The organism is Pseudomonas sp. EA_35y_Pfl2_R111 (assembly GCF_963970955.1).
Classification (GTDB): Bacteria; Pseudomonadota; Gammaproteobacteria; order Pseudomonadales; family Pseudomonadaceae; genus Aquipseudomonas.
This window is the reverse complement of sequence record NZ_CAXAOM010000002.1, coordinates 800506-818448: the sequence shown is the minus strand read 5'-3', so window position 1 is coordinate 818448 and position 17943 is coordinate 800506. Positions and strand designations below refer to the sequence as shown.

General features: G+C 60.8%; 15 protein-coding genes and 6 tRNA genes. 13 read left to right on the top strand and 8 right to left on the bottom strand.

Features of this window, described 5'->3' with window-relative positions:
* The first annotated feature begins 43 nt into the window (after positions 1 to 43).
* Positions 44 to 412, top strand: a complete 369-nt coding sequence (locus AACY25_RS12410; protein WP_339524851.1) for a hypothetical protein — start codon at positions 44 to 46, stop codon at positions 410 to 412.
* Here AACY25_RS12410 and AACY25_RS12405 read toward each other — a convergent pair whose 3' ends face one another.
* The 5 genes from AACY25_RS12405 to AACY25_RS12385 form a co-directional block, all read right to left on the bottom strand.
* Complete coding sequence (locus tag AACY25_RS12405) at positions 413 to 1972, bottom strand: glycoside hydrolase family 17 protein (protein ID WP_339524849.1); 1560 nt, start codon at positions 1970 to 1972, stop codon at positions 413 to 415.
* 104 nt (positions 1973 to 2076) lie between these two features.
* Positions 2077 to 2301 carry a DUF2061 domain-containing protein gene (locus tag AACY25_RS12400; RefSeq protein WP_339524846.1) on the bottom strand — a complete coding sequence of 75 codons (225 nt, stop codon included), beginning with the start codon at positions 2299 to 2301 and terminating at the stop codon, positions 2077 to 2079.
* Positions 2302 to 2653: 352 nt separating this feature from the next.
* Positions 2654 to 2730: transfer RNA gene (locus AACY25_RS12395), tRNA-Pro, on the bottom strand.
* 9 nt (positions 2731 to 2739) lie between these two features.
* Positions 2740 to 2815: transfer RNA gene (locus tag AACY25_RS12390), tRNA-Asn, on the bottom strand.
* A 64-nt stretch (positions 2816 to 2879) separates the two neighbouring features.
* Complete coding sequence (locus AACY25_RS12385; protein ID WP_339524842.1) at positions 2880 to 4076, bottom strand: amino acid aminotransferase; 1197 nt, start codon at positions 4074 to 4076, stop codon at positions 2880 to 2882.
* Positions 4077 to 4253: 177 nt separating this feature from the next.
* Here AACY25_RS12385 and uvrB point away from each other — a divergent pair, with 177 nt between their 5' ends.
* Positions 4254 to 6269, top strand: coding sequence for an excinuclease ABC subunit UvrB (gene uvrB / locus AACY25_RS12380; protein WP_339412060.1), 2016 nt, complete (start codon positions 4254 to 4256; stop codon positions 6267 to 6269).
* A gap of 94 nt (positions 6270 to 6363) precedes the next feature.
* On the opposite strand, the gene AACY25_RS12375 is transcribed toward uvrB, so the two are convergent.
* A complete protein-coding gene (locus tag AACY25_RS12375; RefSeq protein WP_339524841.1) occupies positions 6364 to 7260 on the bottom strand; it encodes an EamA family transporter in 897 nt (298 codons plus the stop codon).
* A 232-nt stretch (positions 7261 to 7492) separates the two neighbouring features.
* Here AACY25_RS12375 and gltX point away from each other — a divergent pair, with 232 nt between their 5' ends.
* The 7 genes from gltX to AACY25_RS12340 all read left to right on the top strand — a co-directional run bounded on the left by gltX (position 7493) and on the right by AACY25_RS12340 (position 11375).
* Positions 7493 to 8974 (top strand): glutamate--tRNA ligase, encoded by a 1482-nt coding sequence (gene gltX, locus AACY25_RS12370; protein ID WP_339524839.1) that lies wholly within the window; start codon positions 7493 to 7495, stop codon positions 8972 to 8974.
* A 289-nt stretch (positions 8975 to 9263) separates the two neighbouring features.
* Positions 9264 to 9339: transfer RNA gene (locus AACY25_RS12365), tRNA-Ala, on the top strand.
* A gap of 63 nt (positions 9340 to 9402) precedes the next feature.
* Positions 9403 to 9478, top strand: a tRNA-Glu gene (locus AACY25_RS12360).
* A gap of 51 nt (positions 9479 to 9529) precedes the next feature.
* Positions 9530 to 9605: transfer RNA gene (locus tag AACY25_RS12355), tRNA-Ala, on the top strand.
* Positions 9606 to 9669: 64 nt separating this feature from the next.
* Positions 9670 to 9745: transfer RNA gene (locus AACY25_RS12350), tRNA-Glu, on the top strand.
* Positions 9746 to 9985: 240 nt separating this feature from the next.
* Positions 9986 to 10525, top strand: coding sequence for a TetR/AcrR family transcriptional regulator (locus AACY25_RS12345; RefSeq protein WP_339524838.1), 540 nt, complete (start codon positions 9986 to 9988; stop codon positions 10523 to 10525).
* Between the two features lie 10 nt (positions 10526 to 10535).
* A complete protein-coding gene (locus AACY25_RS12340; protein ID WP_339524837.1) occupies positions 10536 to 11375 on the top strand; it encodes an alpha/beta fold hydrolase in 840 nt (279 codons plus the stop codon).
* Here the strand turns inward: AACY25_RS12340 and AACY25_RS12335 are convergent.
* The gene (locus AACY25_RS12335) at positions 11345 to 13216 is read right to left on the bottom strand and encodes a sensor domain-containing diguanylate cyclase (protein ID WP_339524834.1); all 1872 of its coding nucleotides are present in this window, start codon (positions 13214 to 13216) and stop codon (positions 11345 to 11347) included. The two genes, AACY25_RS12340 and AACY25_RS12335, sit on opposite strands and share 31 nt — an antisense overlap.
* 284 nt (positions 13217 to 13500) lie before the next feature.
* Between AACY25_RS12335 and edd the strand changes: the two genes are divergently transcribed.
* From edd to AACY25_RS12320, 3 genes are read left to right on the top strand one after another with little or no spacing between them, the layout of a single operon-like run.
* Complete coding sequence (edd, locus tag AACY25_RS12330) at positions 13501 to 15303, top strand: phosphogluconate dehydratase (protein WP_339525013.1); 1803 nt, start codon at positions 13501 to 13503, stop codon at positions 15301 to 15303.
* Between the two features lie 42 nt (positions 15304 to 15345).
* On the top strand, positions 15346 to 15996 hold the full coding sequence (locus AACY25_RS12325; protein ID WP_339524833.1) for a bifunctional 4-hydroxy-2-oxoglutarate aldolase/2-dehydro-3-deoxy-phosphogluconate aldolase: 651 nt from the start codon (positions 15346 to 15348) through the stop codon (positions 15994 to 15996).
* Positions 15993 to 16442, top strand: coding sequence for an acyl-CoA thioesterase (locus AACY25_RS12320; protein WP_339524832.1), 450 nt, complete (start codon positions 15993 to 15995; stop codon positions 16440 to 16442). The genes AACY25_RS12325 and AACY25_RS12320 overlap by 4 nt, the downstream gene beginning before the upstream one ends.
* Positions 16443 to 16449: 7 nt before the next feature.
* Here AACY25_RS12320 and AACY25_RS12315 read toward each other — a convergent pair whose 3' ends face one another.
* A complete protein-coding gene (locus AACY25_RS12315) occupies positions 16450 to 16836 on the bottom strand; it encodes a hypothetical protein (protein ID WP_339524830.1) in 387 nt (128 codons plus the stop codon).
* 123 nt (positions 16837 to 16959) lie between these two features.
* On the opposite strand from AACY25_RS12315, the gene AACY25_RS12310 reads away from it, so the two are divergent.
* A complete protein-coding gene (locus tag AACY25_RS12310; RefSeq protein ID WP_339524828.1) occupies positions 16960 to 17940 on the top strand; it encodes a tRNA dihydrouridine synthase in 981 nt (326 codons plus the stop codon).
* The last annotated feature ends 3 nt before the right edge of the window (positions 17941 to 17943 follow it).

Below are 17943 nucleotides of genomic sequence, written 5' to 3'. Positions count from 1 at the left end.
GCGGCTTATCCTAGGCAGCCCCTTTATCTGCTTGAGTTGCCTCATGTCCCGTTATCTGCCTCTGACTGCTCTGCTGATCGCTGCGGTCCTGTGTCTGGCCTTGAGCTTTGCGCTGCGCTATCAGCTAATGGAGGGCGCGCAGTGGGTCGGCCTGTGCGTTGAGGATCCGCAACAGTTGGCCTGCCAGGTACGTGCAAGCCTGGGCTGGTTGATCCATTTCCGGGTCTTGGCTTGGGCTGCGCTGATTATTGCTGTGCTGGCGTTTGTGCTGCCGGGTGCTTGGGGCAAGCGCCTGGCGGTGCCGGCATTGCTGCTCGGCCTGCCGGCGCTGGTGTTGTACAGCGCCAGCCTCGCGGTATTTGCCGTGGTGCTGGCGCTGCTGCGTTGGGTGCGCGCGCCGCAGGCCGCCTGATCAGGCGGTTTGCGTTTTAACCCGCAGGCTGCGCCATAGCGCCGCGACCAATAGCACGCAGGTCAGCGCCCAGCCTAGAGCTTGCCAATTGCTTAGGGTTTCCTGGTACAGCTGCGGCGCAATACATGCGCCGATCAGCAGCGCGAGCAGGGCGACTTCACGGCGGTAGCCACCCACCGGGCGACACAGATAGACCAGCGCGGGGAGCAGCAGTGCTGCGCTAGGGAAGCTGCGGTAGCGCGCATCCACCACCAGCGCGAGCATCATCACCGCTCCGGCAAAACCGCTTAGTGTCAGCCACAGCGCGCCCTTGCTGTGCAGCCAGTTGGATAGCTGTGCGCGCCAGCCAGTCTGCTTACTGAGCAGCAGCGCGGCGTGGGCCAGTACCAGAAGGTTCAGCGCAATCAGTGCGGCTGCCCAGAGCCACTCGCCGAGGTAACGGCTGGTAACCAGCGTCAATTCGGCAAACAAACTGATACAGCCGGCCCCAAGCGCCGCCAGCAACGGCAATAACAATGCGGCACGTGGCGAACGCGGTTGACCGGCCAGCAGCAGCGTCGCTGTCGCAATGATCAGACTTGAGGTCAGCCAGGCCGGCCAGTGCGGCAGGTTGGATACGGAACCGGCGAGGATAGATTTGTCCTCGCGGTCGGCGTCATACAGGCCCCAATAACCGCCAACGGCACCTTCGCTAATGCGTTTCCACGGCTGGTCAAATGCCTCGATCAGGTTGTAGCGCCAGCCGTTCTGCTCGGCCATGGCGACAAAACCACGGATAAACTTGGCTTGGTTGACCAGGCTTGGCACTGCGGTTTCACGCTGGCGCCCTTCGCTTGGCCAGCCGGTTTCGCCGATCATGATGTCTTTGGGCGCATAGGCATTGCCAAAGGTCTGGCGTACTTCAGCGACTTCATGCAGAGCACTTTCGATCCCCGCTGGGTTGTCTTCCCAGTAGGGCAGCAGGTGAATAGTGATGAAGTCCACTGCGGGGGCAACTTCCGGGTGTTTAAGCCAGAACTCCCAGACATCCGCATAGGTGACCGGCTGCTTGATCTGGGTTTTAACCTGCTTGATCAGCGCCACCAGTTGTTGCGGAGTGACTTCTTTGCGCAGCAGCGCCTCGTTGCCGACTATCACCGCCTGCACTACATCCGGGTGAGCGTTGGCGATTTTTACCAGGCCGGCGATCTCAGCCGCTGTATCGGCCGGGTTACGGCTGACCCAGGCACCAGCGATGAGTTTCAGGCCATGTTTACGCGCCATATTCGGCAGCTCTTCCAGGCCGGTCACCGAATAGGTGCGCAGGCACTCGAATCGTTCTGCGAGCAAGGCCAGATCTGCTTCCATGCGCTCGGGGCGCAGCTGCATGGGTTGATCGAAGGGCGATTGATCCTTGTCGAATGGGGTGTAGGACGCGCATTGCAGCTTGTGCGTGGGTGTTGCGGCATCAGCCAATTCGACCGGTTGGCCAAGGCCATACCACAGGCCGTAAAGCGCCAGTAGACCGAGCAGACAGGCAAAGAGGTAAGGCGGAGCAGGAAAGCGAGAAGTAGCAGGCATAGTCAGGCGCGTATGGTGGCTGAGCTGCGAATAGTAGCGGATTGGTTCCGCTCCCCGCTGACTGTTTTACAGCCTGCTCAGGTGCCTTGCCGCTGCAGCAGTCTTTATGCCTGGTGATGCAACCAGGCATGTTTAGGGAGCACAGTAGCGGTTGTCGAACGCCCTTCGATGCGCTGCCAGACCTTCTCATGGAAGTAGAATCCCACGGAGTTGCACAGTGGTTCGATGGCCGCTACCAGGCCGCTAGCGGCGATGCTGCCGGTCAACGCATAAGTGACACCGAAGGCGATACAAAAGTGCATCAGGGTAAAAGTCAGAGTCTTGAGCATGGCGCACCTCGAGTGAGAAGTATTCTTCATTGAGATGCAGCCTAGTTGTTCAAGTTCGATTGAGGAAATGCTGCGCTTGAATGGCTTTGATAGTTTTTTATGATTGATGCGAGGAGGTAACTCGCTGGCTATTCATTGGCCAGTGCCAATAAAAGCCGCCTGGAGCTGTTTTTGATGGAGCGTAGCGACGCGCCCGAAGGGGTGGTTGCCATGGATGGCAAACAATAAAAAACCCGCACTAGGCGGGTTTTTTCTTTCAAGCGGGCTTGAAAGGGTTACGCATGTGGCTTTATAGCCCCTGAGTAATCGGTTAAACACCAACTGCTCTACCAACTGAGCCAACGACCAAAAATGGTCGGGGTAGGGGGATTCGAACTCCCGACATCCTGCTCCCAAAGCAGGCGCGCTACCGGACTGCGCTATACCCCGATGAACTACTGGCTCCGCGACCAGGACTCGAACCTGGGACCCAATGATTAACAGTCATTTGCTCTACCGACTGAGCTATCGCGGAACGATGGCGCGTATCCTACTGATTAGAAAGGGGAAGTCAATACCTGATCGACTTCCCCAAACGTTTAGAGAACGGCCGCGATGGCTTGAGTAACAGCTGGTAGGTTGCGCTGGTTCAGCGCGGCGACGCAGATACGGCCGGTGCTGACGGCGTAGATGCCGAACTCGGTTTTCAGGCGCTCGACCTGCTCGGCGGTCAGGCCCGAGTAGGAGAACATGCCGCGCTGCTGGGCGACGAAGCTGAAGTCGCGCTTGGCGCCGTGTTTTGCAAGCTGCTCGACCATGGCCATGCGCATGCCGCGAATGCGCTCGCGCATGCCGGCTAACTCTTCTTCCCACAGAGCGCGCAGCTCAGGGCTGTTCAGCACGCTGGCAACCACAGTGGCACCGTGGGTGGGCGGGTTGGAGTAGTTGGTGCGGATCACGCGCTTGGCTTGCGACAGCACGCGGTTGGCTTCGTCTTGGTTGCCGGTGACGATGGACAGTGCGCCGACGCGTTCGCCGTACAGCGAGAAGGATTTGGAGAACGAGCTGGAAACGAAGAACGGAATGCCCGAGGCGGCAAACAGGCGCACGGCAAAGGCGTCCTGTTCAATACCGTCGCCAAAACCCTGGTAGGCGATGTCGAGGAACGGCACATGTTCACGCTCGCGCAGCACTTCCAGCACGGCTTTCCAATCGTCCAGCGACAGGTCGACGCCGGTCGGGTTGTGGCAGCAAGCGTGCAGCACGACAACCGAGCGGGCCGGCAGATTCTTCAGATCCTCGAGCATGCCGGCGCGGTTGATGCCGTGGCTGGCTGCGTCGTAATAACGGTAGTTGTGCACCGCGAAGCCGGCAGACTCGAACAGCGCGCGGTGGTTTTCCCAGCTCGGATCGCTGATTGCCACAACGGTATTAGGCAGCAGGCGCTTGAGGAAGTCGGCGCCGGTTTTCAGTGCGCCAGTGCCGCCAACGGCCTGGGTGGTGATCACCCGACCAGCGGCAATCAGTTCGGAGTCGCTACCCAGGAGCAATTTCTGTACGGCGCTGTCGTAGGCAGCAATGCCTTCAATCGGCAGGTAGCCACGCGGGGCGTGGGCTTCAATGCGGGCTTTCTCGGCTTCGGCTACGGCGCGCAGCAGGGGGATGCGGCCTTCCTCGTTGTAGTAAACGCCCACGCCCAGGTTGACCTTGGTCGTGCGGGTATCGGCGTTAAATGCTTCATTGAGGCCCAGGATGGGGTCGCGCGGAGCCATTTCGACGGCAGAGAACAGACTCATGGATGCGGCAGCTCTGAAGAGGAGAGGTTGGGTATCAGGCAACGCCCGGCTAGGGGTTGCGTAAGTCGACCGGTAGTATACCGACGCATAACCTGTGCTGCGACAGCAGGCACACGCTTTTCACCGGTTTTGACGTAGGCTTTCAGGTCGCGTCACATCCGCTTGTCGAGGTCCGTCATGTCCGAGTTTCAATTGGTCACCCGTTTTCAGCCCGCCGGCGATCAGCCCGAGGCCATTCGGCAGATGGTCGAAGGCCTGGAAGCGGGCCTTTCGCACCAGACATTGCTCGGCGTAACGGGCTCGGGCAAGACCTTTTCCATCGCCAACGTGATCGCCCAGCTCCAGCGTCCGACCCTGGTGCTGGCGCCGAACAAGACCCTGGCCGCGCAGCTCTATGGCGAGTTTAAGAGCTTTTTTCCGAACAATGCGGTGGAGTATTTCGTTTCCTACTACGACTACTACCAGCCGGAAGCCTATGTGCCGTCCTCCGATACCTTTATCGAGAAGGACGCCTCGATCAACGACCATATCGAGCAGATGCGCCTGTCGGCGACCAAGGCGCTGCTGGAGCGGCCGGACGCGATCATCGTTACCACCGTGTCGTGCATCTACGGTCTGGGCAGCCCCGAGTCGTACTTGAAGATGGTGCTGCACGTCGATCGCGGCGACAAAATGGACCAGCGCGCCTTGCTGCGCCGCCTGGCCGACTTGCAATACACACGCAACGACATGGATTTCGCCCGCGCGACCTTCCGCGTGCGCGGCGATGTGATCGATATATTTCCGGCAGAATCGGACCTGGAGGCCATTCGCATCGAGCTGTTCGATGATGAGGTGGAAAGCATCTCGGCCTTCGATCCGCTGACCGGCGAGGTGATCCGTAAGCTGCCGCGCTTTACCTTCTATCCCAAGAGTCACTATGTGACGCCGCGCGACGTGCTGCTGGAGGCGGTGGAGAAGATCAAGGTCGAACTTGTTGAGCGTCTGGAGTACCTGCGCAGCAACAACAAGCTGGTGGAGGCGCAGCGTCTGGAGCAGCGCACCCGTTTCGATCTGGAGATGATTGTCGAACTGGGCTACTGCAACGGTATCGAAAACTACTCGCGCTACCTGTCCGGGCGCGGCCCTGGCGAGCCGCCGCCGACGCTGTATGACTATTTGCCGGACGAGGCGCTGCTGGTGATCGACGAATCCCACGTCTCGGTGCCGCAGGTCGGTGCGATGTACAAGGGCGACCGCTCGCGCAAAGAAACCCTGGTCGAATATGGCTTCCGCCTGCCTTCCGCGCTGGACAACCGGCCGATGCGCTTCGAGGAATGGGAGGCGGCAAGCCCGCAGACCATCTTCGTGTCTGCCACGCCGGGTAACTACGAGGCCGAGCATGCCGGACGGGTGATCGAGCAGGTGGTGCGGCCGACCGGTCTGGTCGACCCGCAGATCGAGGTGCGCCCGGCGCTGACTCAGGTCGATGATCTGCTGTCGGAAATCCACAAGCGCGTGGCCATCGAGGAGCGCGTGCTGGTCACCACCCTGACCAAGCGCATGGCCGAGGACCTGACCGATTACCTGGCTGATCACGGGGTCAAGGTGCGCTACCTGCACTCGGACATCGACACGGTGGAACGGGTCGAGATTATCCGTGACCTGCGTATCGGCGCCTTTGACGTGCTAGTGGGTATTAACCTGCTGCGCGAAGGCCTGGATATGCCGGAAGTGTCGCTGGTGGCGATTCTCGATGCCGACAAGGAAGGCTTTCTGCGCAGCGAGCGCTCGCTGATCCAGACCATCGGCCGCGCCGCGCGTAACCTCAACGGCCGGGCGATTCTCTATGCCGACCGTATGACCGGCTCAATGGAGCGTGCCATTGGTGAAACCGAGCGCCGGCGTAACAAGCAGATCGCCTTCAATGAAGCCAACGGCATTATCCCCAAGGGTGTATTCAAGGACGTGCAGGACATCCTCGAAGGCGCCACCGTGCCCGGCTCGCGCAGCAAGAAGCGCAAGGGCATGGCCCAGGCCGCCGAAGAAAGCGCGCGTTACGAGAACGAGCTGCGTTCACCGAGCGAGATCAGCAAGCGCATCCGTCAACTGGAAGAGAAGATGTACGCACTGGCCCGCGATCTGGAATTCGAGGCCGCGGCACAGCTGCGCGACGAGATTCAGAAACTGCGTGATCGACTGCTGCAGGTGTAATTGGCTGAATGTGGGAGGGCGTTGGGTGGGAGGGGCTTTAGCCGCGACAAGGAGACTGCTGTTTCGCGGCTAAAGCCCCTTCCACAGATACTGTTCAGCGACGGCCGAAGATAATCAGCACCACGCCGCCCAGGGTGATGCCGCACGCCACCATCGCCATCAGGCTCAGGCGCTCATCCAGCAGCAGGTAGCCCAGCAGCAACGCCACCACCGGGTTAACGAAGGCAAAGGTCGACACCAGGCTCGGCCGCACTTCGCGCAGCAGCCAGAAATACGCCGGGTACACGCCGAGGCTGACCGGCAGCACCAGGTACGCCAGCCACAGCCAGGCATCGCCGCTGATCGCGCGCAAGTTCAGCGCTTGCCAATCGCCGTGCCACAGGCCGAACAGTGCCAGCAGTAGCGCGCCGATCAGCATCTGCAGACTCAACCCCAGCCAGCTGGAGCGAAACGGCGGGCGTTGACGCATCAGCCAGGCACCGCCCGCCCAGAGCAGGGTGGCAAACACCACCAGTAGGCCGGCGAACCACTGCTCAATGGAAGCGCTGTGATCCAGGCCGTTATTCATCAGCAGCACGATCCCACTGCAGGCCAGCGCCAGGCCACACATCACCCACAGCGGCGGTTGCTCGCCGAGCAGCCACTCCAGCGCCACGCTCCACAATGGCAGTGTGGTGTAGAGCATCGCCAGCATGCCGGTCGGCAAATACTGGTTGGCATAGATCAGTGCGCCCTGGCCGACTGCAATCAGCGCCAGGCTGCCGATCAGCACCGCGCCCCAGTCGCTGCGCTGTATACGCAGTTGGCCGCTGAGCACCACCCAGGCCAAGGCGAGCAGGCCGGCTATCGAAAAGCGCAGGCTGCCGATGACGAACGGCGGCAATTCCAGCAGGAGAAAGTGGTTGGCCAGGTAGGTAGTGCCCCAGCCGATATAGATAGTGGCAAAGGCGACGATCAGCAGCAGGCTGCGGGTGCGTGATGGGGTAGGCATGGCGATCTGAGTGACAAGAGCAGGGTGGGCGCCTGGCGTAAGCGGCAAGGCCCGCAGTAGAGGGGCGTCAGTCTAAGCCTGCTGGTGGTGTTGTCCAGACTGCTGCGCACTACAAGATGCCGTGTGCGCCCGCTTTCGCTGAAATAGCCGCGCTGGCTGGAGCCGGCAGCGGGCAGCCTGTTAATATCGCGGGCTTGAAAGATTGCCCGTTGCACATTCTCTGAGAGCCGCCATGACCACCGTTCGTACCCGTATCGCGCCGTCGCCCACCGGTGATCCGCACGTAGGCACCGCCTATATCGCCCTGTTCAACCTGTGCTTTGCCCGTCAGCACGGTGGCGAATTTATCCTGCGTATCGAAGATACCGATCAAGTGCGCTCGACCCGCGAGTCGGAACAGCAAATCTACGACGCCCTGCGCTGGCTGGGTATCGAGTGGAGCGAAGGCCCGGACGTCGGCGGCCCGCATGGCCCGTATCGGCAGAGCGAGCGTGGGCATATCTACCAGAAATACAGCGCCGAGTTGGTGGAGAAGGGCCATGCCTTCCACTGCTTCTGCAGCGCCGAGCGCCTGGACAAACTGCGCGCCGAGCAGATGGAAGCCAAGCAGACGCCGCGTTACGACGGCCATTGCATGCATCTGTCTGCTCAAGAGGTGCAACAGCGCCTGGCCGCTGGCGAGCCGAACGTAGTGCGCATGAAAGTGCCGGCCGAAGGTGTGTGCGTGGTGCCGGACATGCTGCGTGGCGAAGTGGAGATCCCATGGGATCGCATGGACATGCAGGTGCTGATGAAGACCGATGGCCTACCGACCTACTTCCTGGCTAACGTGGTCGATGACCACCTGATGGGCATCACCCACGTGCTGCGCGGCGAAGAGTGGCTGCCGTCGGCGCCCAAACTGATTCTGCTCTACGAGTACTTCGGCTGGGACAAGCCGCAGCTGTGCTATATGCCGCTGCTGCGTAACCCGGACAAGAGCAAGCTGTCCAAGCGCAAGAACCCGACTTCAATCACCTTCTACGAGCGTATGGGCTTCTTGCCCCAGGCGATGCTCAACTACCTCGGTCGCATGGGCTGGTCGATGCCTGATGAGCGTGAGAAGTTCAGCCTCGACGAGATGGTCGAGCACTTCGATATCAACCGCGTCTCCCTTGGTGGGCCGATCTTCGACTTGGAGAAACTGTCCTGGCTCAACGGCCAGTGGATGCGCGAGCTGAGCGTCGAAGAATTCGCCGCTGGCGCGCAGAAGTGGGCGTTCAACAGCAACTACCTGATGCAGATCGCCCCGCACGTACAGGGCCGGGTGGAAACCTTTAGCCAGATCGCGCCATTGGCCAGTTTCTTCTTCGCCGGTGGCGTGGCTCCGGATGCCGCGTTGTTCGAGCACAAGAAGCTCTCGGCTGAGCAGGTGCGTCAGCTGATGCAGTTAATCCTGTGGAAGCTTGAAGCGCTGCGTCAGTGGGAAAAAGACAAGATCACCGGCTGCATTCAGGCGGTGGTCGAGCATCTGGAGCTGAAACTGCGCGATGCCATGCCGCTGATGTTTGCCGCTATCACCGGGCATGCCAGTTCGGTGTCGGTGCTCGATGCCATGGAAATTATCGGCCCGGACCTCACTCGTTTCCGTCTGCGTCAGGCCATCGAGCTGCTCGGTGGCGTATCGAAGAAGGAAAACAAAGAGTGGGAGAAGCTGTTGGCGACCATCGCCTAAGAACCTACTTCGGATCTGCTGCGCGTCGGCGATACTGCGTTAAAAATGGCCTCGGAATGCTCATTTACAGCCCGTAAACTCCGCTTCCTCGGCCATTTTTGCCTTGTCTCACTCTAGCTCGCGAGTTCCGAAGCGGGTTCTAAGCAGCTGAATGCCCCGTCCGGCCGTCGTTTTGGCGTGCCGAGATGGGGTAAGTGGTTGTTCTGTCAGCATAAAGAATGCTGACGCAGGTAAAAATTTTGTTGACAGGTGTGGGGCGTGCTCTTAACATGCGCCCCGTCCTTGAGATGGGGCTATAGCTCAGCTGGGAGAGCGCTTGCATGGCATGCAAGAGGTCAACGGTTCGATCCCGTTTAGCTCCACCATCTTCAAAGCCGCAAGGCTTGCCACAACCAGCTCTTGCAGCTGGTTGGTTTTAGAAGGGTTACGTCCCCTTCGTCTAGTGGCCTAGGACACCGCCCTTTCACGGCGGTAACAGGGGTTCGAGTCCCCTAGGGGACGCCAGTTTCAAAAAGCAGTGCCATTTTGGACTGTGAGCCGAGAGGCGATAAATCTGGGGGTATAGCTCAGCTGGGAGAGCGCTTGCATGGCATGCAAGAGGTCAACGGTTCGATCCCGTTTATCTCCACCAATTTTGCAGTAGATACAACTGCCACGGGGCCAGCGTAAAGCTGGCCTTGTTCTTCGAAGGTTTCGTCCCCTTCGTCTAGTGGCCTAGGACACCGCCCTTTCACGGCGGTAACAGGGGTTCGAGTCCCCTAGGGGACGCCATTTTTGCCCGCTCTGCGGGATTTTGAAGGGTCATTCATTCTTGAATGACCCTTTTGTTTTTATGGCCTGCCATCCCTGGCGGCCGCCCTCCGGGCCGTCGCTACGCGACGTTAAAAATTGCTCCAGGCAATTTTTCTACCTCCTAAAGATTATTTCTCCAGCCGATCAGCGGTTGCCGCTTAGGGTTGCTTAATTGTATTACGCCTATAATATTGTGGTCGTAATATTAAGGAGGCGCATATGAGCGAGAAGAAGGCGCAAACCCGCGAACGCATCATGGCCGCTGCCAGTGTGGCGTTGTTGCAGCGTGGTCCGGTTGAGCCCGGTGTGGGCGAGGTGATGGGCGCTGCGGGCCTGACGGTAGGCGGCTTCTATGCGCATTTCGAGAGCAAGGATGCACTGATGCTGGAGGTGTTCCAGCAGATGCTCTGCCAACGCCGGGAGCGGCTAGCACTGCTTGATCCGGCGCTGTCTGGCCATGAACGACGGGTGTTGTCGGCGGCTTTCTATCTGTCACGCAAGCACCGTGACGCCAGCGAGCAGGGCTGCCCGTTGCCCAGCTCGGTAGGCGAGCTGGCACGCATGCCGGACGATTTTCGTGCGGTTCTGGCGGAGCATATCGAGCTGATGACGGCGCAGCTGGCAGGCAGTCCTGAAGAGGCTGGTCAGGCGCTGGCCGATATCGCCTTGATGGTCGGAGGGCTGGCGCTGGCACGCGCGCTGGGCCCCGGTGAGTTGTCTGATCGAGTCTTGCGTGCCGCTAAATCGGCAATCGTCTGAGGATATGGCAATGAATAGCATGAGCTGGGTTCGTGGTTTCAACGCATCGATTGGTCTGCTGGCGCCGCATGCCCTGGCCAGCAAGTTGCGCCGGGAATTTATGACGCCGCACACCTCGCCACCGCGGGACTGGGAGTTGCCGCTGCTGGCGCAGGCCGAGCGCATCACCCTGCGCTTCGGTCTGTCAGCGCTGCGCTGGGGCAGTGGGCCGGCCGTACTGTTGATGCATGGTTGGGAAGGGCGGCCGACGCAGTTCGCCGAGCTGATCAAGGCTCTGGTCAATGCCGGGTATGGCGTGGTGGCGCTGGATGCGCCGGCTCACGGGCGTTCGCCTGGGCGTGAAGCCAATGTCGTGCTGTTTGCCCGCGCCTTGCTGGAGGCTGCCAGCGAACTGCCGCCGCTGAAGGCGGTGATTGGTCATTCCATGGGCGGCGCCAGTGCCTTGCTGGCCACTCAATTGGGCTTGCGTACTGAGGCCCTGGTCAGCATTGCCGCGCCCAGCCGAATTCTGACCATGCTGCGGCGCTTCTCGCGCTATATGGGCTTGCCGCGTCAGGCGCGCGCGCACTTTGTCCGTCTGGTCGAGGAGAAAGCCGGGATTCCAGCCGGACAGCTTGATAGCGCGCACTACCAGCTGGATTTTCCCGGTTTGATCGTGCATGCAGAGGACGATCCGATGGTGCCGTTCAGCGAGGCTGAATCGATTCATCAGAGCTGGTTTGACAGCCGCCTGCTGCGCTTGGAAAGCGGCGGGCATCAGCGCGTCTTGGCTGATCCGCGCGTGATACAGGCGGTGCTGGAGCTGCTGGAGTCGCTAAGTCAGGCATCGTCCAAGGCGCTGGCCTCGTAACCGATAACCGTGTTGCGCCCGGCGGCCTTGGCTTGATACAGCGCTTGGTCGGCGTGGCGTAGCAGCTGCTCGCGGTCGCTGCCTGCATCGGGAATCAGCGTGAACACGCCGATGCTCAGACTTAGGTCGATACTCAGGCCCTGGTGCATGCAAGGGTGGCTGGCCAGGTCTGCACGCAGCTGTTCTGCCAGGTCCATCGCGCCAGACTGGTCGGTGTCGCAGAGTACGGCGGCAAACTCTTCGCCGCCGAAGCGCACCAGCAGATCGTTACTGCGCATGCGCTGTTGCATGCGCAGAGCAGCGTGTTGCAGGCAGGCGTCGCCAATCAGGTGGCCGTGTTGGTCGTTTACCTTCTTGAAGTGGTCCAGATCCATCATCAGCATGGCAATCGGCTGCTGGCTGCGTTTGGCCTGAGCGAGCATGCGCTCCAATTCTTCGTTAAGCACCTGGCGATTGAACAGCCCGGTCAGGCTGTCGCGACGGCTGAGCTCGGCCAACTGGCGGTTGGCGGTGGAAAGCTTCTGCAGGGCTTTTTGCAGGGAAGCGGTGCGCTCTTCCACGCGGGCTTCCAAGCCTTCGTTGATTTGCTGCTGCAGATTCAGGCTCTTGGCCTGCTCCAGGCGCAATTGATGTTCGTTGGCAAACAGCTGGGCCTGGGCTTGCTGTTGTGCGCTTTGCGCCAGCCGAATACGTGAGCCAAGGGCTATCGAGAAGATCACCAGCTCAAGCAGGCTGCCGACCTGCTGGGCATGCAGGGTCAGTAGGGAGTAAGCGAGCAAGCCGGTGCCGCTGAGTACACTGAATAGGCTGGCGATGACCAGGGTTGACCAGCCGAGGGCGAACAGCTTGGCTGGCGGGTAGCCGTCGCGCCAGCGCAGTACGATGAAGATACAACCGGTAATCGCGCAGGCCAGCAGCAGAGCAAAACTGCCAATCAACGCCACAAGGTAGGGCGCCGTCAGCGCCATAACCATCACCAGCAGGCTGCAACCAATCAGGCCTTGGCTGATCCAGCGGTAGGCCGGGTGCCGAGTTCTCAGGTCGAGTACACCATAGGTAAACAGCACGCCGAACAGGGTCGCGAGCGCCGAGCTGAACGGAAAGCTCATCTGATGCCAGGTCAGTGACTCGGGCCAGAACCATTGCAGAGCAAAACCCAGCTGGATGAACTGGTAAAGGCTGAAGCTGGCAACAAACAGGCTGTACCACAAGTAGTTGCGGTCGCGGGTGATGATAAAGATCGACAGGTTGTAGATCATCATCACCAGCAGGGCGCCGAAGAACAGGCCCTGTAACAGCAGCATAAGCTGTTCGTGCTGGTTGAACGCCTGGGCACTCATCAGGCTGGCACTGAGGTTGGCCGAGCCATCGGTCTGCATGCGCAGGATCAGCTCACGTTCTTCCCCGGCTGCCAGGTTGAATGGCAGCACCAGTTGGCGGTGATTGACCCAGCGTTCATCGAAGGGGCGTTGATCGCCGGCGCGATACACCCGTTCGCCGTCCAGGCCGTAGGCATCCAGGGCGTCGAGCAGTGGGTTGCCGATCAGCAATACCCAGTTGATCGCCTCATCCGCCGGGTTGTGCAGGGCAAAGCGCAGCCAGTAGGCGTGAGTGCTGTAGCCGAAACTGGCATCGCGACGGGCCACTGGTTGCCAGGCTGACTCAGGTAGTTGGCGAACGCTGTGGATGTCAGCCAAGCCGTCGGGGTCTGCCCAGACATGCATGGCCGGGCCCGGTAGCAGCTGCGTGTCACTGGCCAGCAAAGGCAGGCTTGCGGCTTGCCCTAATGCCGGCAGTAACAGCAGTAGAAGTACGCGCAGCAACACGATCAAAAGAGGCATTCCCTAGCATGGACGTTGGCGGATACGGCAAAGGTGCATTATTGCGCGGCCTTATGACAGACCGATAGCTTAGCTGGGGTTGCTTATGAGCCAAAATTTGCTGCATTGCCATGCCTCGCGCGATGTCTGACTGCAAGCGCTGGATCGCGATACGCCGGTAGATTGTGAATGGGCACCCTGAGCCGATGTTAAGGTCCACCGCATAGTGGCGCTCAGCGGTAAAAACAGGTGCTAAGCCGTTACACTGCAGGCCTTGTACCTCGCCGATAGAGGGAACCGTTATGTTGCATCCGGTTGTTGAGCAGGTTACCGCCGCACTGGAAAAGCGCTCCGCCAAGCGCCGCGAGCGCTATTTGCAGCGCCTGGCACTGGCGGCTGCGCGCACCACCGGCAAGGCTCTGAGCTGCTCCAACCTAGCCCATGCACTGGCCGCACAGCCTGATGAAGCGCGGCTGATCATGAAGCAGGGCGGCTCGCCGCATGTGGCAATCATTTCCAGCTACAACGATCTGCTCTCGGCCCATGCGCCGCTCCGGGAATACCCCGAGCGCCTGAAACTGGCGCTGGCCAGGGCGGGCGCTACCTCGCAGTTCGCCGCCGGGGTGCCGGCCATGTGTGATGGTATTACCCAGGGCGAGGGCGGCATGCAGCTGTCGCTGTTTTCCCGTGACCTGATTGCCCAGGCCGCTGCCATCGGCCTGACCCACGGCATCTTTGACGGTGCGTTGTACCTCGGCGTGTGCGACAAAATCGTTCCCGGATTGCTCATTGGCGCACTGCATTTCGGCCATCTGCCGGCGGTGTTTGTACCGGCGGGGCCCATGCAGTCGGGGCTGCCGAACAAGGAGAAAGCCGCAATCCGCCAGCGTTACGCCCGTGGCGAAGCCAGCCGTGATGAGTTGTTGGCCGCCGAGTTGGCTGCCTACCACCAAGCCGGCACCTGCACCTTCTACGGCACCGCCAATACCAATCAGCTGCTGATGGAAGCCATGGGTCTGCACGTGCCAGGCAGTGCCTTTATCCACCCCTACACGCCGCTGCGCGATGCCATGACCGATGAAGCCGCACGCCTGGTGGCGCACAACAGCCGTCAGGGTGAGCGCTATTTGCCGGTTGGCCAGCAGATTGATGCCCGGGCGCTGATCAATGCGGTGGTGGCCTTGCTCGCCAGTGGCGGTTCGACCAACCACACCCTGCACCTGCCGGCCATTGCCCGGGCTGCTGGTTATGAATTGAACTGGGATGATTTCGCCGCGCTGTCCAAGGTAGTGCCGCTGCTGGCGCATGTTTATCCCAATGGCGCGGCGGATGTGAATCAGTTTCAGGCTGCTGGCGGCCCGGCCTGGCTGCTGCGTGAGCTGCTCGGCACCGGCCTGCTGCATGACGATGTCGCCACTGCGGCCGGGCATGGTTTACGCGCCTACACCCGCGAGCCCTGGCTGGATGGCGAGCACGTGGCCTGGCGCGATCTGCCGGCGCAGAGCCCGGCGCCGGATATTGTTCGGCCAGCCGCCGAGCCATTTGCTGAGGAGGGTGGCCTGGTGCTGCTGGCGGGTAACCTCGGCCGCGCCATCCTGAAAACCTCGGCGGTTGATCCGGCGTTCTGGCAGATCCGCGCCCAGGCCCGGATCTTCGACTCGGAAGAGGCCGTGCAGATGGCCTACAGCGCGGGTGAGCTGCAAGGTGACTTGGTACTGGTGGTGCGCTTCCAAGGCCCACAAGCCAATGGCATGCCCGAGCTGCACAAGCTGATGCCGCTGCTGGCAAATCTGCAGCAAACCGGCCAGCGTGTCGCATTGATTACTGATGGGCGCATGTCCGGCGCTTCCGGGCAGGTTTCTACCGCCTTGCACTTGACCCCGGAGGCAGCCGCTGGCGGCGCTCTGGCGCGCTTGCAGGACGGCGACTGGCTGGTGCTGGATGCGCAGCAGGGGCTGCTGCAGGTGGAGCTGAGCGAACAGCAACTGGCCGCACGTCCGCTGGCGTCTGCCGGTTCTGAGCTGGAATTGGGATATGGTCTGGAAATGTTTGCGGCGCAGCGCCGTCTGGTCGGTTCGGCTGAGCAGGGCGCCAGCAGCCTGTTTTAAGACTGAAAGCGAAGATTGAATCTTGAGAGCGGGGAGCAAGGCATGAGCCTGACGATGGATGTGGTGCTGCAACAGGCCCGCCCGGTATTGCCGGTGTTGGTGATCGACGATATCAGCCTGGCGGTGGACCTGGCCCGTGCGCTGCACGCTGGCGGCATTCGTGTGCTGGAAGTGACCCTGCGCACCCCTGGTGCCCTGGATGCGCTTGCAGCCATGCGTAAGGAGCTGCCGGACCTGCTGGTGGGCGCCGGTACCCTGATTCATGCCGAGCAGTTTATTGAAGCTCGCGACGCCGGTGCGCAGTTCGCCGTCAGCCCCGGTTGCACCGAGCGCCTCGCCTCGGCCGCGGAGGATTCTGGCCTGCCATATCTGCCAGGGGTAATGACTCCGTCAGAAGTGCTACTGGCGCTGGAGTACGGTTATCGCTCGCTGAAGCTATTCCCGGCCGATGGGGCCACCAGTATCAAGATGCTCAAGAGCTTCAAGGGGCCGTTCACCGGCATACGCTTTTGCCCAACCGGTGGCGTGACGCCGGATAACCTGTTGAGTTTTCTGCGCCTGCCGAACGTGGCCTGCGTCGGCGGCACGTGGATCGCGCCAAGCAACTTGGTGCGCGCTCGTGCTTGGGATCAGATCAGCCAGTTGGCGGCCGAGGCACGGGCTCTGGCTGGCAGCCTGGAGCAGTCGGCATGAGCTGGGATCTAAGCAACCCCTTTGTCATCAATATCCAGGTAACAGCGGACGATATCGACGGCCTCGGCCATGCCAATAACGCGGTGTATGTCAGCTGGCTGGAACGTTGTGCCTGGCGACATTCGCAGTTTCTGGGCCTGGATCTGACCGAGTATCGTCGCCTTGACCGTGCCATGGCTGTGCTGCGTCATGAAATCGATTACTTGGCTAGCGCCTATGAAGACCAGCAGCTGCAAATGGCTACCTGGATTGTCGAATCTGATCAGCGTTTGAAGATGGATCGACGTTTTCAACTTGTTCGCCCGGAAGATGGCGTCACCCTGTTACGGGCGAAAACCACCTTTGTCTGCATCGAGCTATCCAGTGGCAAACCAAAGCGCATGCCGCCAGAGTTTGTCGACGGCTACGGTGCCGCGCTGCAGCCGGTGTTTCCCATGGAGCTTTGAGGCAAAGTTATTCCTCTAGCTGTGGCGCCAGGAACAACGCATCGTTGTCGAACATCACTTGGTACTGCCGAGTTTCACCGGGTTCAAGGAGAATCGACTGTCCACTGGCCAGGCCCTCGGCTGTGCAGTTACCCGCAGCCGACAACTTGGCTCTGAGGTAGTGAGTACCAGCAGGTAAATCCAGGTTTATCGAGTCACTGGCCTGTAGTTGCGCCACGGTTTTTTCTTCCAGCTGCAGCTCCACATCGCAGGTTTCAGGCACCTTCTCATCACGACCGATGATCAGTTGCGCCATCTTTTTGCCAGTGTCTGCTGCGGGTTCTTGCGTGGCGGGTTCTGCATGGCTTAGGCCAAGGCTCAGGTATAGGCAGCCAAGCAATAGCAGGGTGCGCATGATCGTCTCCAGAACAGTCGATGGTCTGGATGTGGACTCCTCGAGACGGACGGTGTTCCATTTTACTGACGCCCCGGGCGGTTGCCCGCGTACACTGCGCAGCGTTTTTTCGAGAGCTTGTTTATGCAGATCGCCTTGGCACCCATGGAGGGGCTGGTCGACGAAATACTCCGTGATGTGCTGACCCGGGTCGGCGGCATTGATTGGTGCGTGACCGAATTTATCCGCGTGACCGAGCGTGTGCTGCCCATCAGCAGCTACGAGAAGCTCGCACCGGAATTGTTCAGCGGCGCGCAAACGGCCGTCGGCACGCCGCTGCGCGTGCAGTTCCTCGGCTCCGATCCGGCCTGCCTGGCGGATAACGCCGCCTTTGCCTGCACCTTGGGCGCGCCGGTGATCGACCTTAATTTCGGCTGCCCAGCCAAGACGGTAAATAAATCCCGTGGCGGCGCGGTCCTGCTCAAGGAGCCCGAGCTGCTCCACGCCATCGTCCGCGAGGTGCGCCGTGCGGTGCCTGGCGCCATTCCGGTCACGGCGAAGATGCGTTTGGGCTTTGATCACAAGGACTATGCCCTTGAATGCGCTCAGGCCCTGGCCGATGGCGGCGCGGCGCAGATCGTGGTGCACGCTCGGACCAAGGTCGAAGGCTACAAGCCACCGGCGCATTGGGAGTGGGTGGCGCGGGTGCAGGAAGCAGTCAAGGTGCCGGTGTTCGCCAACGGCGAGATCTGGAGCCTGGATGATTGGCGACGCTGCCGCGAAGTCAGCGGGGTTGAGGACATCATGCTCGGTCGCGGCCTGGTGGCGCGCCCGGACCTGGCCCGACAGATTGCTGCCGCCAAGGCTGGGCAGGATGTGGTGCCGATGAGCTGGGCTGAATTGCAGCCGCTATTGGCGGATTTCTGGCTGCAAGCGCGGCGCAAGATGTCGCCACGCTATGCGCCGGGGCGGCTTAAACAATGGCTGGCAATGTTGACTCGTAGCTACCCCGAGGCGACCGAGCTGTTTAACCTGTTGCGCCGCGAAAACGATTGCCTGCGTATCGATGGTTTGCTTGGTATTGAATTTACCGAGCCTGAGCGTGCCGAGCAGGCGAGCGCCTGATCC